The following is a 13,707-nucleotide window of genomic DNA, read 5'->3' as shown; positions in this document are numbered from 1 at the left end:
TCCAGTACGCCGCAGCCTCTCGATTGATCACAACTGTCTCTGGAATACTGGATTCCCCGCCTGCGCGGGGAATGACAGCGATGGGCCGGGCGACAGTTTCCGACTGATTACTTCGACGTCAGCTTCACGCCGAGCCGTCCCGCAAGCTCCTGCACGAACTGCCAGGCGACGCGGCCCGAGCGCGAGCCGCGCGTCGTGGACCATTCCAGTGCCTCGCGTTCCAGCGCCTCGCCGTCGACCTTGACGCCGAAATGGCTGCAATAGCCGCGCACCATGGCGAGATATTCGTCCTGGCTGCAGCGGTGGAAGCCGAGCCAGAGGCCGAACCGATCCGACAGCGAGACCTTCTCCTCCACGGCTTCGCCGGGATTGATCGCGGTCGAGCGCTCGTTCTCGATCATCTCGCGCGCCAGCAGATGGCGGCGGTTGGAGGTGGCGTAGAGGATGACGTTCTCGGGCCGGCCCTCGATGCCGCCTTCGAGCACCGCCTTGAGCGACTTGTAGGACGCATCATTGCCGTCGAAGGAGAGGTCGTCGCAGAACACGATGAAGCGGAAGGACGAGGCGCGGAGCTGCTCCATGAGTGCGGGCAGGCTCTCGATGTCCTCGCGATGAATCTCGATCAGCTTCAGTCTGTCGGCCGGTTTGCGCTCCGCGTTGATGCTGGCATGCGCCGCCTTCACCAGCGATGACTTGCCCATGCCGCGCGCGCCCCAGAGCAGCGCGTTGTTGGCGGGCAGGCCATTGGTGAAGCGCTCGGTGTTCTCGATCAGGATGTCGCGCACCCGATCGACGCCTTTGAGCAGGAACAGCTCGACGCGGCTGACCCGTGGCACCGCCGCGAGGCGGCCGTCCGGGTGCCAGACGAAAGCATCCGCCTGCTTGAACGATTCGCGTTCGACGGCGAGCTTGCCTTGGGCGGAGAGGTGCGCCGCGATCGTCTCCAGCGCGCGAACGACGCGCTCCTGGGAGAGGTCAGGGGTCGCCTTGGAAGCTGCCTTGGCAGTTGCCTTGGAGGCCGCCTTGGGACGTTTTGCCGCGACGCGGGCAGGCCTCCTGGCAGCGGTGCGGGGGCCTTTGCCGGCCGGGCTTTTGCTTGGTTTTTGGGGCATGTCCGAAGTTCCTGAGAATGCAGCCTTATCGGGCCTGAGCGCGCTCCGCAAGGTGGCCAAATCGACGGTCTGGCAGCGTTGCAATTGGGGCAATGACCGCTATAGTCCGCGCGAATTTGACCGAACCGGTCGCCATTTGGGCCTGACCGGTTTTCCCCCGTTCTCTCGAGGATCGTCCGAATGCTGATTACCCCTGCGTATGCCCAGGCTGCGGGCGCCGGCGACACCAGCGGCATGTTGATGTCGCTACTGCCGTTCGCTCTGATCTTCGTGATCATGTACTTCCTGATTCTGCGTCCGCAGCAGAAGAAGGTCCGTGACCACGCCGATCTCGTGAAGAACATCCGTCGCGGCGACACCGTCGTGACCACGGGCGGCCTCGTCGGCAAGGTCACCAAGGTCGTCGACGACGACCAGATCGAGTTCGAAATTGCTGACGGCGTGCGCGTGCGGCAGATGCGCTCGATGGTCTCCGGCGTGCGCGCCAAGGGCGAGCCGGCCAAAGAATCCAAGGAAAGCGCCAAGGACGACGCCGCGGCGAAGTAAGCGCTTCCGCGAGTCCCTCAAATCTCCTGATCTGACAGGTCCAGTCGATGTTGTATTTCACGCGGTGGAAGGCGCTCGGGATTATCCTGACGGCGCTGATCGTGTGCCTCTGCGCGGTCCCGAACTTCTTTCCCGAAGCGCAGGTCAAGACCTGGCCCGCCTGGGCGCAGCGCCGACTCGTGCTCGGCCTCGATCTTCAAGGCGGCTCCTATCTGCTGCTCGAGGTCGACGGCAACTATGTGAAGAAGGAGCGGCTCGATCAGGTCCGCGACGACGTTCGCCGGACGCTGCGCGATGCCAAGATCGGCTTCACCGGCGGCGTCACCGTGCGCAACGACGCGGCCGAGGTTCGGATCACCAAGGAATCCGACCAGCAGGCCGCGCTCGCCAAGCTGCGCGAGCTGGCCCAGCCGCTGGGCGGACTGGTCGGATCCAGCGGTCAGCGCGACCTCGAGGTGACGGATGCTGGCGGCGGCCTGATCCGGCTCGCCATCCCGCAGGCCGCGATGATCGAACGCATGCGCAAGACCATCGAGCAGTCGATCCAGATCGTCGAACGTCGCGTCAACGAGCTCGGGACCGTCGAGCCCGTCATCCAGCGCCAGGGCAACGATCGCATCCTGGTGCAGGTCCCCGGTCTCCAGGACCCGACCCGTCTGAAGGAATTGCTGGGCAAGACCGCGAAGATGGAATTCCGCATGGTCGATCCCTCGGTGCCGCCGGACCAAGCGCAGCAGGGCGCGTTGCCGCCGGACTCCGAGTTCCTGCCGAGCGCCACGCCGCCGCCGCCCGGCTACGTGGTCAAGAAGCAGGTGCTGGTTGCGGGCGGCGACCTAACCGACGCCCAGGCGACCTTCGACCAGCGCACCAGTGAACCCGTCGTCAGCTTCAAGTTCAATACGTCAGGCGCGCGCAAATTCTCGCAGGCCACGCAAGAGAACGTCGGGCTGCCCTTCGCGATCGTGCTCGACAACAAGGTGATCTCCGCGCGGCTGTGATCCGCGAGCCGATCACCGGCGGCCAGGGCCAGATCTCCGGCAGCTTCACCGTGCAATCGGCCAACGATCTCGCGATCCTGTTGCGTGCAGGCGCGCTGCCGGCTCCGCTCACCGTGGTCGAGGAACGTACCGTCGGTCCGGGCCTCGGCCAGGACTCGATCGAGAAGGGCGAGCTTGCGGCCTATGTCGGTTCGATCCTGGTCATCATCTTCATGCTCCTGACCTACCGGCTGTTCGGCGTGTTCGCGAACATCGCGGTGGCCATCAACGTCGCCATGATCTTCGGCTTGCTGTCGCTGCTCAACGCGACGCTGACGCTGCCCGGAATCGCCGGCATCGTGCTCACCGTCGGCATCGCGGTCGATTCCAACGTGCTGATCTACGAGCGCATCCGCGAGGAATTGCGTGGCGGCCGCAACGCGATCTCGGCGATCGACGCCGGCTTCAAGCGGGCGCTCGCGACCATCCTCGATTCCAACATCACTACCTTCATTGCCGCCGCGGTGCTGTTCTACATCGGCACCGGTCCGGTGCGCGGCTTCGCCGTGACGCTCGGCATCGGCATCATCACCACGGTGTTTACCGCCTTCACCCTGACCCGGCTGATCGTCGCCGGGTGGGTGCGGTGGAAGCGGCCGCAGAGCGTGCCGATCTAGGAGCCTGATCGTGAATCATACCATTCTCATCGGGCTCGGCGTCCTCATTGCCATTCTCACTGTGGTTGCGGCGTTCGGCTGGCTGCCGTCGCTGCGCATCGTCCCCGACAATACCCATTTCGACTTCACGCGCTTCCGCCGCATCAGCTTCCCGATCTCGGCAGCGCTGTCGATCGTCGCGATCACGCTGTTCTTCACCCACGGGCTGAATTTCGGCATCGACTTCCGCGGCGGCACGCTGCTCGAAGTGCAGGCCAAGTCCGGCACCGCCGATATCGCGGCTATGCGTACAACGCTGGATGGTTTGCGCCTCGGCGAAGTCCAGCTGCAGCAGTTCGGCGGTCCGGCCGACGTCCTGATCCGCGTCGCGGAGCAGCCGGGCGGTGACGCCGCGCAGCAGGAGGCCGTGCAGAAGGTTCGTTCCGCGCTCGGCGATTCCGTCGACTATCGCCGCGTCGAGGTGGTGGGACCGCGCGTCTCCGGCGAGCTGCTGGCCTACGGCATGCTCGGCCTGATGCTCGCGATCGTCTCGATCCTGGTCTACCTCTGGTTCCGCTTCGAGTGGCAGTTCGCGCTCGGCGCCATGATCGCCAACGTGCACGACATCGTGCTGACGATCGGATTCATGTCGATCAGCCAGGTCGATTTCGACCTGACCAGCATCGCGGCACTTCTGACCATTCTCGGCTATTCGCTGAACGACACCGTCGTCATCTACGACCGCATCCGTGAAATGCTGCGGCGCTACAAGAAGATGCCGATGCCGCAGCTCCTCAACGAGTCCATTAACTCGACGCTGTCGCGCTCGATCATCACCCACTTCACGGTGACGCTGGCGCTGCTGGCCCTGCTCCTGTTCGGCGGTCATGCCATCCACAGCTTCACCGCGGTGATGATGTTCGGCGTGGTGCTGGTCGGCACCTACACCTCGATCTTCATCGCGGCGCCGATCCTGATCTATCTCGGCGTCGGCGAGCATCGCGAAGATGCGCGCGATACGGCTGCGCCGGCGAAGAAAAACAAGGCATGATCCGAACCGCATGCACTCGCAGGCGTTTGCGAGGGCGATAAGCCTATTCGGACGAAGCTCATGGCCGGCGATTCCAACGCACCGCATTTCCCGCGCTCGGCGCCGATCGAAGCCTATGGCAAGGGCGGCTTCGCCTTTGCCGGGATGTCGCATCGGGGCTCGCTGCTCTGCCTGCCTGACGCGATCTGGGCCTGGAACGTGACCGACCCGGCGCGGATCGACCGCTATTCGCTGGAGCGGGTGTTCATCTCCGCCAATAGTATCGACACGCTTCTGATCGGGACGGGAACCGGTGTCTGGCTGCCGCCGCCGGAGCTGCGCCAGGCGCTGAAAGCGGTGAGGGTGGTGCTGGACACGATGCAGACCGGACCTGCCGTGCGCACCTACAACATCATGATGGGCGAACGGCGCCGCGTCGCGGCCGCGCTGATCGCCGTGCCATGAGCAGTTCCGCGCCGCCGCCGGATTCCGCTGTCTTCTGCGCTGACCTCGTGCGCAGCCACGACTTTTCCCGTTATGCCGCGACCCTGTTCGCGCCTGCCCCCGAGCGCCGCGCGCTGCTGGCGCTCTATGCCTTCAATGTCGAGATCGTCCGCGTTCGCGATCAGGTGAGCCAGCCCTTGCCGGGCGAAATCCGCCTGCAATGGTGGACCGACATGCTTTCGGGCCAGGTCCACGGCAGCGCCGAGGGCAATCCGGTGGCGGCGGAACTGCTCCGCGCGATCCGCGATTTCGACCTGCCGGTCGAGGCGCTGTCGCTGCTCGCCGACGAGCACCAGTTCGACCTCTACAACGATCCGATGCCGACCATGACGGCGCTCGAAGGCTATCTGGCCGCGACTTGCTCGGCGCTGTTTGCCCTCGCGGCACGGATCATGGCGTCACCTTTGGACGCAGCGGAGCATCTCGCGCGGCATGCCGGGCTGGCCCAGGGCATCGCTCAGGTCATCGCGAACTTGCCGCGCGATGCGGCGCACCGGCGATTGTTCTTGCCGCAGCAGGTTCTGGCGAGCCATGGCTGCAACATGGAGGATGTGTTCGCCGGCAAGGAGACGCCGAATTTGCGCGCCGTCCTGAACCAACTCGCGGGCGAGGCCGGGCAGCATTTGACCACGGCCTTGTCGCTGTTGGCGGAGGTGCCGCCGTCGGCACGGCCGGCATTTCTGCCGCTGAGCCAGGTGCGGGCCGACCTCGAGCGCCTGTCGCAGCCCGCGCGTAATCCGTTTACGCCGCAGCAGTCGTCGCGGCTGCGCACGCTGTGGACGCTGTGGCGGGCTTCACGATCGCGGGAATTTACCAAATAGAAGCTGGCTTATCGCCTCATTTTGCCAAATGCTCTATGCTGTCCCATGGCTGAATTGTCCCAAAGCGTGTCCTCTGATCTCAGCGGCCTTCCGGTCGCGCCCGATGATATTCATGCCGCCGCCAAGACCATCCGCGGCGCCGTCGTCGAGACGCCCTGTAGCTACAGCCGCACGCTGAGCAACATCTGCGGCTGCGACATCTGGCTGAAATTCGAGAACCTCCAGTTCACCTCCTCGTTCAAGGAGCGCGGCGCGCTCAACCGCCTCGCTGCGCTGACACCGGAGGAGCGCGCGCGCGGCGTCGTCGCGATGTCGGCTGGTAACCACGCGCAGGGCGTTGCCTATCACGCCAGGCGGCTCGGCATTCCCGCCACCATCGTCATGCCGGTCGGCACGCCCATGGTGAAGGTCGAGAACACCAAGCACCACGGCGCCGAGCTGGTGGTCACGGGCGCGACGCTGGAGGAATCCGCCGCGTATGCACGCAGCCACGGCGAAGCTCGCGGCATGATCTTCGTCCATCCTTACGACGATCCGCTTGTCATCGCGGGGCAGGGCACGGTCGGGCTGGAGATGATGAAGGCGGTACCGGAGCTTGACACGCTGGTCGTTCCGATCGGCGGCGGCGGCCTGATCAGCGGGATCGGCATTGCCACGAAATCGATCAAGCCATCGCTGCGGATCCTCGGCGTCGAGGCCTGGCTCTATCCCTCGATGTACAACGCCATCCATGACGGCAATCTGCCGGCGCGCGGCGACACGCTCGCCGAAGGCATCGCGGTGAAATCGCCTGGCAAGATCACGACCGAAATCGTCCGCCGCCTCGTCGACGACATTGCGCTGGTCAACGAAGCCGAACTCGAGCGTGCGGTCGCCACCCTGATCTCGATCGAGAAGACGGTCGTCGAGGGCGCCGGCGCCGCTGGCCTCGCTGCGCTGATGTCCGATCCCTCCCGCTTTGCCGGCCAGAAGGTCGGGCTGGTGCTGAGCGGCGGCAATATCGACACACGGCTGATCGCGTCGGTGCTTACCCGCGAGTTGGCGCGCGAGGGGCGGCTGACCCAGTTGTCGCTCGACATCCCCGACAGGCCCGGTCAACTGGCTGCGGTCGCGGCACTGCTGGCCGAGGCCGGCGCCAACATCATCGAAGTCTCGCACCAGCGCACGTTCTCGGACCTGCCGGCGAAGGCGACGCTGCTGCAACTCGTCATCGAGACCCGCGACAGCGCCCATCTCGACGAGGTCATGGCCAAGCTTGGCGCATCCGGATTGAGTGCGCGCTGCACGTGATTGGCGCGACCGTCATTCCGGCAGGCCGGCGGCACGAAGCGCCCCGCCAAGGGACGACGCAAGCGCCGGGGAACAGTTGACGCCTGAGAACTGCCGACTGTAGCGGAACGTCGGATGCAACTCGAGCACCCGGGCGGCCGCCGCCTTCGCTTCTTCCAGACGTCCGAGCTTTGCGAGCGCCGCGGCCAATTGCACATAGGTAATGCTATCGAGGATTGGCCTGAACCGACCGGTAGGCCGCACGACAGGCTTCTTCATATCGACCGCGGTGGAAGTGACCCATGGCCTGCGCGTCGAACGCAGCAAAAGCCCAGGGATCGAACGGACTGAGCCGCACGCCGCTTTCGCTCCACTCGATGGCGCGGTCGGCTTCGCCGCCCCAACCGAGCATGACGCTGCCGAGGATGTAGGTCAGCGCCGATGATGGGCTGATGGCGAGTGCGGCGTCGAGTGCAGTGAATGCTGCGGAACGTTCGTGCCCATCCATGCCGATCGAAAAAGCCGCAAGGGTGAGAGCAAGCGCGTCATCCTGTCCGTAGATCAGGGCCGACCGAGCATGATGGATCGACGCGACCCGATTGACCTCCTGCAAACCGGCTCGAAGGAACAGGCAATGGTGGCACATTGCGGCATTGCCGTGCGCTAGCGCATAAGTAGGCTCCAGCGCGATCGAACGCGCGAGCAGCACAAGGGCCTGCGTGACCTGTTCAGGCATTCCGGAATCGACATCCGGCTGGGCCCGCAGGACAAGATCATAAGCATCGAGGCTGTCGGGCCGTTGGCGCTTGACCCTGTTGAATTCTGCGCGCCGCAGGCTCGGCGCAATGGCGCCGACGACCGATAGGGCGATGTCATCCTGGAGGGCGAAAACGTCCTCGGACCGGCGGTCGTAGCGCTCGGCCCACACATGCCCGCCGGTCGACGTATCGATCAACTGGCCTGTGATACGGACCGTTGTGCCGGTCTTCCGGACGCTGCCTTCCAGCACATACCGGACGCCAAGCTCGCGGCCGACCTGTTTCAAGTCCACCGCACGGCCCTTGTAAATGAACGTCGAATTCCGCGCGATCACGAACAGCCAGTTGATGCGCGACAGTCCGGTGATGATGTCGTCGACCATCCCGTCGGCAAAGTAGTCCTGCTCTGCATCACCGCTCAGGTTCGCGAAGGGCAAGACCGCGATTGACGGCCTATCAGGCAACATCAGCGATGGCGCTGCGGATGCGGCGGATGCGTGATCCCGCTGGGACGTCGCAACGGAGGGACCCACATAGCGATAGCCGTGCCGCGGCAGGGTCTCGATCCAGCGGGCCTCTCCAGAGATATCCGCCAAAATGCGCCGCACAGCAGCGATTTGGACGGTTAAATTACTGTCCTCGATTGCCTGGGCGGGCCACGCCGCCTCGATCAAGTCTTCCTTGGACACCGGCGCGCCGGCCCGTCGCACGAGCAGGGCCAAGAGCAGGACGGCTCGCTGGCCGAGGGGGTCGGCTCGGCACCGTGGAAAAGGATTCTTGCATCGGCGTCCAGACGGAATGGACCAAATTCAAGGATCATGGCCATTGCCAAAGAAGGGCACATTTCGGAGGTTTTTTGCAATGTTTTCCGAACGGCTTCACCACTTTCAGGAGCCGCTGGATCACAATGGCGCAGTTTTCAGGCAGAGCCGCACCAAGCCATGGAGGGTCACATGAACGCCAAACCGCTCATCCGCAGGCCCGGCGAGACCAAGGGAATCATGCTGCGCGGTCAACCGATGGCCTTCCTGGTAACCGGCGAACATACAAAGCACACCAGCATGTTCGACTGGACGATACCGGCGGGGTTCGCCACAGGCCGGCACGTTCATCGCGTGCAGGAAGAGACCTTCTACATGCTGGAGGGCGAGTGCGAATGGCATGTCGGTGACGAAGTCGTCCGAGCGGCACCGGGGACCTATCTCTTCATCCCGCCCGGCGTCCCGCACAACATCACCAACGTCAGCGAGAAGCCCGCGCGCGTGCTCATGACGGTCTCTCCACCGGGACACGAACGCTACTTCGAAGAATTGGCCAAGCTGACCGCAAACGGAGCCCCGGACGCGAAAGCCATCAGTGAATTGCGCGCCCGCTTCGACACCGATCAGCTGTCGGCGCTGACAACGAAAGGTTGAAGGCCATGTGCTGGGGCGACGGCGGATCGGCTTCGAACTCGATTCGGTCGCGCAGGTTCTTGCGCCTTGCTATCGCGGCACCAAACCCGCCAAATGGGCGATCAGCCGATCGATCTCGGCTTCCGTGTTGTAGTAATGCGGGGATGCCCGCACCACCGGCGGCAGCGAACGAATTTCGGCATCGATGCGCGTGCTCGACGGATCTGAGGCACCGATCGTGATGCCGGCTGCGGCCGCATCACTGACGACCGCTTCCGCCTCGTACCCTTCCATCGTGAAGCTGACGATGGCTCCCGGAGCGCGTCCGAGGTCGCGAATTCTGATGCCGCGAACGGACGCGAGGCCGCCCCGGAGACGGTCCGACAGCACGCGGCAGCGCTGCTCGATGGGGCCTATTCCGATGTCGAGGGCATAATCGACAGACGCGCCCAGTCCCAGACGCGCCGCGTAATTGTTCTCCCAGGTCTCGAACCGGCGCGCATCGTCACGCAGCCGGTAAGCGTCCCGGGAGACCCAGGGCGCGGCGAAGTGGTCAATCATCGTCGGTTCGAGCTGTTGCAGCATCTCCCGGCGGGCGTAGAGAAAGCCGGTGCCGCGCGGGCCGCGCAGGAATTTGCGGCCGGTCGCCGACAACATGTCACAGCCGATGGCCTCGACATCGACCGCCATCTGTCCGACGGCCTGGCAGGCGTCGAGCAGATAGGGAATGCCTCGCGCTCGCGCGGTTTTGCCGACGGCTGCAGCCGGATTGACCAGTCCGCCATTGGTCGGAACCCAGGTGATCGCAATCAGTTTCACGCGCTCGTCGATCATGCGTTCGAGCGCGTGGACGTCGAGCTCGCCGCTGGCGTCGCTCGGCACGACTTCGATGACGGCGCCTGTACGCTTGGCGACCTGAAGAAAGGCGACATAATTGGCAGCGTATTCCGCCTCGGCGGTCAGGATCCGGTCGCCCTCGCGAAACCGAAATGCGTAGAACGCCATCTGCCAGGCCACCGTCGCGTTCTCCATGAGCGCGATCTCATCCGGCGCGGCATTCAGCAGGCGCGCGACCGAGCCGTAGACCGCTTCCAGCCGATCGAACGCCCGGTCGGCCGCAGCGTAACCTCCGATCTCGCTCTCCAGATCGATATGCCGCTTCATGGCCTCCACAACGGGAGCCGGCATGAGAGCCGCCCCTGCGTTGTGAAGGTACGCAAGCCGGGAGGTAGCTGGCGTATCGGCACGTATTCGCTCGATGTCGATCAATTGCGCCTCCGCTTCTCGCGATCTCAATGCATGAATTAGGCGCGTGGAGGAGTGCGAGCAAGATGGCCGCCGGCAATGCCTGAGTTCGCCTCAGATACAGAGCCCGAGCAGCTTGATGTGACAGCCGCCGGATTTGGGCTTGCTTGCAGGAGCGGCCTCACGTTTCACGGCGACCAGCGGCTCCTTGTCCTTCTTGCGTTTGCCCTTCGGCTCGTAGTCGCCGGCGATCACCATCGCCCAATAGGTGCGCTTGCCGCTGGCGGTTTTCGCGTTCGCGATTCCGACGCGGGAGGCGTTGTGCAGCAGCAGGTTCTTGCGGTGTCCGGACGAGTCGATCCACTGGCCCAGCGTCTTCTCGAAATTGTCGTAGCCGTAGGCGATGTTCTCGGCGGCGCGGCCTGCGCCGGCCGGCGCGACGCGGCGATTGAACGGACCGAGGGCGTCGTGACTGAGGTCGTCTTTCGCCGCCATCGCGCGCGCCTGGTCCATGGCGATGCGGTCGAGGGTCGAATCCCGCACGACGCGGACCTCACCATGCTTGAGGCGGAAGCTCGAGATTTGATCGGTTGGGGATTCGGCCATTGCGGGCGTGGTGGCGAGCAGCAGAAGGCCAGCGATCAGGCTGCCAACCACACGATGCATCATCGTTCCCCGAGTACCCATGACCCCGTCAGCCCCTCCCGCAAAGCCCAAATTCTCCGATCGCTTCTCTATCGCCAATGTGGGCGCTTCAAGGCGGGTCCACTGTGCTAGCCCGCCGGCAGGTCCGCCTCGAAATTGAAGCGATCGCGCAGGTTCTTGCGCTGCTCCAGGATGTCCTTGAGGAAAGCGCGGTCCTGGTCGTTCTTCATCATCGGCTCGATCAGGTCGAGCTGGTTCATGGCGACCAGTTGCAGGATCTCGGTGCGCGGCTTGCCGCCGGCATCGCGGGGCAGTGCGTGCACGATTTGGATGTGTTCCGGCGGCTTTGGACCCTTGGCCGCGGCGAGCTCGTCCCGCAATTGGCCTTCAAGGTTGGACTGATCAGCTTCAACGAAGGCATAGAGCCCGACACCGGAGCGGCGGTCGGCAAAGGCGACGATGGCGGTGTCGCGCACGGCGGGATTCTTGCGGATCAGCTCTGCCAGCAGCGGCGCATCGTTGACGAGCCGGCGGCCGCCGCCTTCGCGGTCGGTGAAGTTGAAGAGGCCGCGTGTGATTGCCCGATAGACCTTCTTGCCGGTGGCGAGCCAGAGGCTGGCGGCGAACGACTTCTTCGCCAGGATTTTTCGCTCCCGCGGCGTCAGCGCGTCAGGTGCATAGGAGCGCTTGTGCATTGAGCAGATGCCGCAGGTCTTCATAGGCCAGGACGCGATAGAGCCGGCCGCGTCGGTTGAAGCAGGCCGCAAGCTGGAAGTCGGTCACGTAGGCAAGCCCGTCGCGGCCGACCAGCCAGTTCTGTTCCTTGGCAAGGTCGTTGTGGCAGATGCCGGCGCGGCGCAGCCGGCGCAGCGCTGCTTTGGCCGAGCGGAAATAGGCGAGGTCGCCGTGCGGTTTGGCCAGATGCAGCGCAACGCCGTCGACGAAGCTGCGCGCCAGCGCGCGGCGTCCGGCCCACAATAGCTCGGGCCCGACGTTCAGCCCCTTGGCGAGCACCAGCGCATGCTTCTCTCGGGCGAACAGATGGCGCGCCAGCAAGAACGACCACCACGGTACTTCATCCAGCCGGCGCAGCACCGCGTCGACTTCACTGTTATCGCCACGGAAGCGCCCGCGCTCGACGGTCGAGAACACGTCGCGCTTGAGCAGGACGCCCTCGGTCCAGCGCGCCGAGAGTGTTGCGGCGTCGTCTTTGGGAAGTTTCATCCAAAACTCACGCCGCAGCGGCAATGCGCAGGTGATCGGCGATCCAGCGATCGAGATCGGCGAGCGCCAGCGCGCTCATCGCCTGCTTCTTGGCCACGGTCTTTTCGTTCCCGCGCAGCCGGCTTCCGTCTGGCTTCTTCGTCGGTGCGCTGGCGAGCGGGGGGAATAGGCCGAAATTGATGTTCATCGGCTGGAACGAGCGCGTGCCGGGCTCGATGGTCTCGATATGGCCGCCCGTGATGTGGCCGAGCAGGGATCCAAGCGCGGTGGTGCCCGGCGGGCTCGCAAGTGTCTCGCCGCGCGCATCCGCGGCCGCATAGAGGCCGGCGATCAGGCCGACGCTGGCGGATTCCACATAGCCCTCGCAGCCCGTCATCTGACCGGCAAAACGCAGCCGCGGCTGTGCGCGCAGGCGCAACTGGCCGTCGAGCAGCTTTGGCGAGTTGAGGAAGGTGTTGCGATGCAGGCCGCCGAGGCGGGCGAATTCGGCCTTTTCCAGCCCCGGAATGGTGCGGAAGATGCGCTGCTGCTCCCCGTATTTCAGCTTCGTCTGAAAGCCGACGATGTTGTAGAGCGTGCCGAGCTTGTTGTCCTGGCGCAGCTGCACGATTGCGTAGGCTTTGGTGGTGGGATCGTGCGGATTGGTGAGACCGACCGGCTTCATCGGCCCGTGGCGCAAGGTTTCGGGGCCGCGTTCCGCCATCACCTCGATCGGCAGGCAGCCGTCGAAATAGGGCGTGTTGGTTTCCCATTCCTTGAACTCGGTCTTCTCGCCGGCGACCAGCGCGGCGACGAAGCCGTCATACTGCTCCTTGGTCATCGGGCAGTTGATGTAGTCGGCACCGGTGCCGCCGGGACCGACCTTGTCGTAGCGCGACTGGAACCATGCTGCCGACATGTCGATGGATTCGCGGTGCACGATCGGCGCGATCGCGTCGAAGAAGGCGAGCGCGTTCTCGTCGGTCAGCTCGCGGATGGCGTCGGCCAGCGGCGCCGAGGTGAGGGGACCAGTCGCAACGATGACGTTGCTCCACTCGGCCGGCGGCAGGCCTGCAACCTCGTCGCGGGCGATCTCGATCAGGGGGTGGTCGTTGAGCGCCTTGGTGACGGCCGCGGAGAAGCCGTCGCGATCGACCGCCAGCGCACCGCCGGCGGGCACCTGGTTGGCGTCGGCCGCACGCATGATCAGCGAGTCGAGGCGGCGCATCTCGGCATGCAGCAGGCCGACGGCGTTGTTGGCGGCATCATCCGAGCGGAACGAGTTGGAGCAGACGAGCTCCGCAAGCCCGTCGGTGCGGTGTGCCTCGGTCATGCGGGTCGGCCGCATCTCGTGCAGCACCACGGGCACGCCGGATTTGGCCACCTGCCAGGCGGCTTCGGAGCCGGCAAGGCCTGCGCCGATGACGTGCACGGAATTGGATTGGGGTCCTGTCATGGGGCGGACAGGTAGCGCTTTTCGGCGACGAGTGGAATCGCCGAGATCGAGTTTTCTGCCACTGGATGCGACAACGCCCGCACGAGGCGGG

General features: G+C 64.8%; 10 protein-coding genes and 3 pseudogenes. 7 read left to right on the top strand and 6 right to left on the bottom strand.

The features are described 5' to 3' along the window. Positions 1 to 107: 107 nt before the first annotated feature. On the bottom strand, positions 108 to 1,112 hold the full coding sequence (locus tag ACVWW3_RS12065) for an ATP-binding protein (protein ID WP_456649924.1): 1,005 nt from the start codon (positions 1,110 to 1,112) through the stop codon (positions 108 to 110). A gap of 180 nt (positions 1,113 to 1,292) precedes the next feature. Between ACVWW3_RS12065 and yajC the strand changes: the two genes are divergently transcribed. From yajC to ACVWW3_RS12035, 6 genes and pseudogenes are all read left to right on the top strand, one after another. Beyond that, complete coding sequence (gene yajC, locus ACVWW3_RS12060; protein WP_247349156.1) at positions 1,293 to 1,658, top strand: preprotein translocase subunit YajC; 366 nt, start codon at positions 1,293 to 1,295, stop codon at positions 1,656 to 1,658. Positions 1,659 to 1,705: 47 nt separating this feature from the next. Next, positions 1,706 to 3,312 (top strand): annotated as a pseudogene (secD, locus tag ACVWW3_RS12055) (protein translocase subunit SecD). 10 nt (positions 3,313 to 3,322) lie between these two features. Continuing rightward, a complete protein-coding gene (gene secF / locus ACVWW3_RS12050) occupies positions 3,323 to 4,342 on the top strand; it encodes a protein translocase subunit SecF (RefSeq protein ID WP_247349153.1) in 1,020 nt (339 codons plus the stop codon). 60 nt (positions 4,343 to 4,402) lie between these two features. Continuing rightward, a complete protein-coding gene (locus ACVWW3_RS12045) occupies positions 4,403 to 4,786 on the top strand; it encodes an Mth938-like domain-containing protein (protein WP_456649925.1) in 384 nt (127 codons plus the stop codon). Then, positions 4,783 to 5,646, top strand: coding sequence for a phytoene/squalene synthase family protein (locus ACVWW3_RS12040; protein ID WP_456649926.1), 864 nt, complete (start codon positions 4,783 to 4,785; stop codon positions 5,644 to 5,646). Before ACVWW3_RS12045 ends, ACVWW3_RS12040 begins: the two co-directional genes overlap by 4 nt. A 45-nt stretch (positions 5,647 to 5,691) precedes the next feature. Continuing rightward, the gene (locus ACVWW3_RS12035; RefSeq protein WP_456649927.1) at positions 5,692 to 6,936 is read left to right on the top strand and encodes a threonine ammonia-lyase; all 1,245 of its coding nucleotides are present in this window, start codon (positions 5,692 to 5,694) and stop codon (positions 6,934 to 6,936) included. Positions 6,937 to 6,948: 12 nt separating this feature from the next. Here ACVWW3_RS12035 and ACVWW3_RS12030 read toward each other — a convergent pair. Next, positions 6,949 to 8,499: pseudogene (locus tag ACVWW3_RS12030) on the bottom strand (winged helix-turn-helix domain-containing protein). A 127-nt stretch (positions 8,500 to 8,626) separates the two neighbouring features. On the opposite strand from ACVWW3_RS12030, the gene ACVWW3_RS12025 reads away from it, so the two are divergent. After that, positions 8,627 to 9,088 (top strand): cupin domain-containing protein, encoded by a 462-nt coding sequence (locus ACVWW3_RS12025; RefSeq protein ID WP_247349148.1) that lies wholly within the window; start codon positions 8,627 to 8,629, stop codon positions 9,086 to 9,088. 69 nt (positions 9,089 to 9,157) lie between these two features. Here the strand turns inward: ACVWW3_RS12025 and ACVWW3_RS12020 are convergent, their stop codons facing one another. The 4 genes and pseudogenes from ACVWW3_RS12020 to trmFO form a co-directional block, all read right to left on the bottom strand. Further along, on the bottom strand, positions 9,158 to 10,336 hold the full coding sequence (locus tag ACVWW3_RS12020; RefSeq protein WP_456649928.1) for an aminotransferase class V-fold PLP-dependent enzyme: 1,179 nt from the start codon (positions 10,334 to 10,336) through the stop codon (positions 9,158 to 9,160). 90 nt (positions 10,337 to 10,426) lie between these two features. Then, positions 10,427 to 10,978, bottom strand: coding sequence for a CAP domain-containing protein (locus ACVWW3_RS12015; protein WP_354047917.1), 552 nt, complete (start codon positions 10,976 to 10,978; stop codon positions 10,427 to 10,429). A 107-nt stretch (positions 10,979 to 11,085) separates the two neighbouring features. Next, positions 11,086 to 12,181 (bottom strand): annotated as a pseudogene (locus tag ACVWW3_RS12010) (serine/threonine protein kinase). A 7-nt stretch (positions 12,182 to 12,188) separates the two neighbouring features. Then, positions 12,189 to 13,616, bottom strand: coding sequence for a methylenetetrahydrofolate--tRNA-(uracil(54)-C(5))-methyltransferase (FADH(2)-oxidizing) TrmFO (gene trmFO / locus ACVWW3_RS12005; RefSeq protein ID WP_456649930.1), 1,428 nt, complete (start codon positions 13,614 to 13,616; stop codon positions 12,189 to 12,191). Positions 13,617 to 13,707 lie beyond the last annotated feature (91 nt).

This window comes from Bradyrhizobium sp. LM2.9 (genome assembly GCF_054056555.1).
This window is presented reverse-complemented; position numbering and strand designations above follow the sequence as displayed.

Bases quoted from the DNA above. Each gene is read 5' to 3' on its own strand.
- ACVWW3_RS12065 (WP_456649924.1), bottom strand. From the start codon at position 1,112: ATGCCCCAAAAACCAAGCAAAAGCCCGGCCGGCAAAGGCCCCCGCACC.
- yajC (WP_247349156.1), top strand. From the start codon at position 1,293: ATGCTGATTACCCCTGCGTATGCCCAGGCTGCGGGCGCCGGCGACACC.
- ACVWW3_RS12045 (WP_456649925.1), top strand. From the start codon at position 4,403: ATGGCCGGCGATTCCAACGCACCGCATTTCCCGCGCTCGGCGCCGATC.
- ACVWW3_RS12040 (WP_456649926.1), top strand. From the start codon at position 4,783: ATGAGCAGTTCCGCGCCGCCGCCGGATTCCGCTGTCTTCTGCGCTGAC.
- ACVWW3_RS12035 (WP_456649927.1), top strand. From the start codon at position 5,692: ATGGCTGAATTGTCCCAAAGCGTGTCCTCTGATCTCAGCGGCCTTCCG.
- ACVWW3_RS12025 (WP_247349148.1), top strand. From the start codon at position 8,627: ATGAACGCCAAACCGCTCATCCGCAGGCCCGGCGAGACCAAGGGAATC.
- ACVWW3_RS12015 (WP_354047917.1), bottom strand. From the start codon at position 10,978: ATGCATCGTGTGGTTGGCAGCCTGATCGCTGGCCTTCTGCTGCTCGCC.
- trmFO (WP_456649930.1), bottom strand. From the start codon at position 13,616: ATGACAGGACCCCAATCCAATTCCGTGCACGTCATCGGCGCAGGCCTT.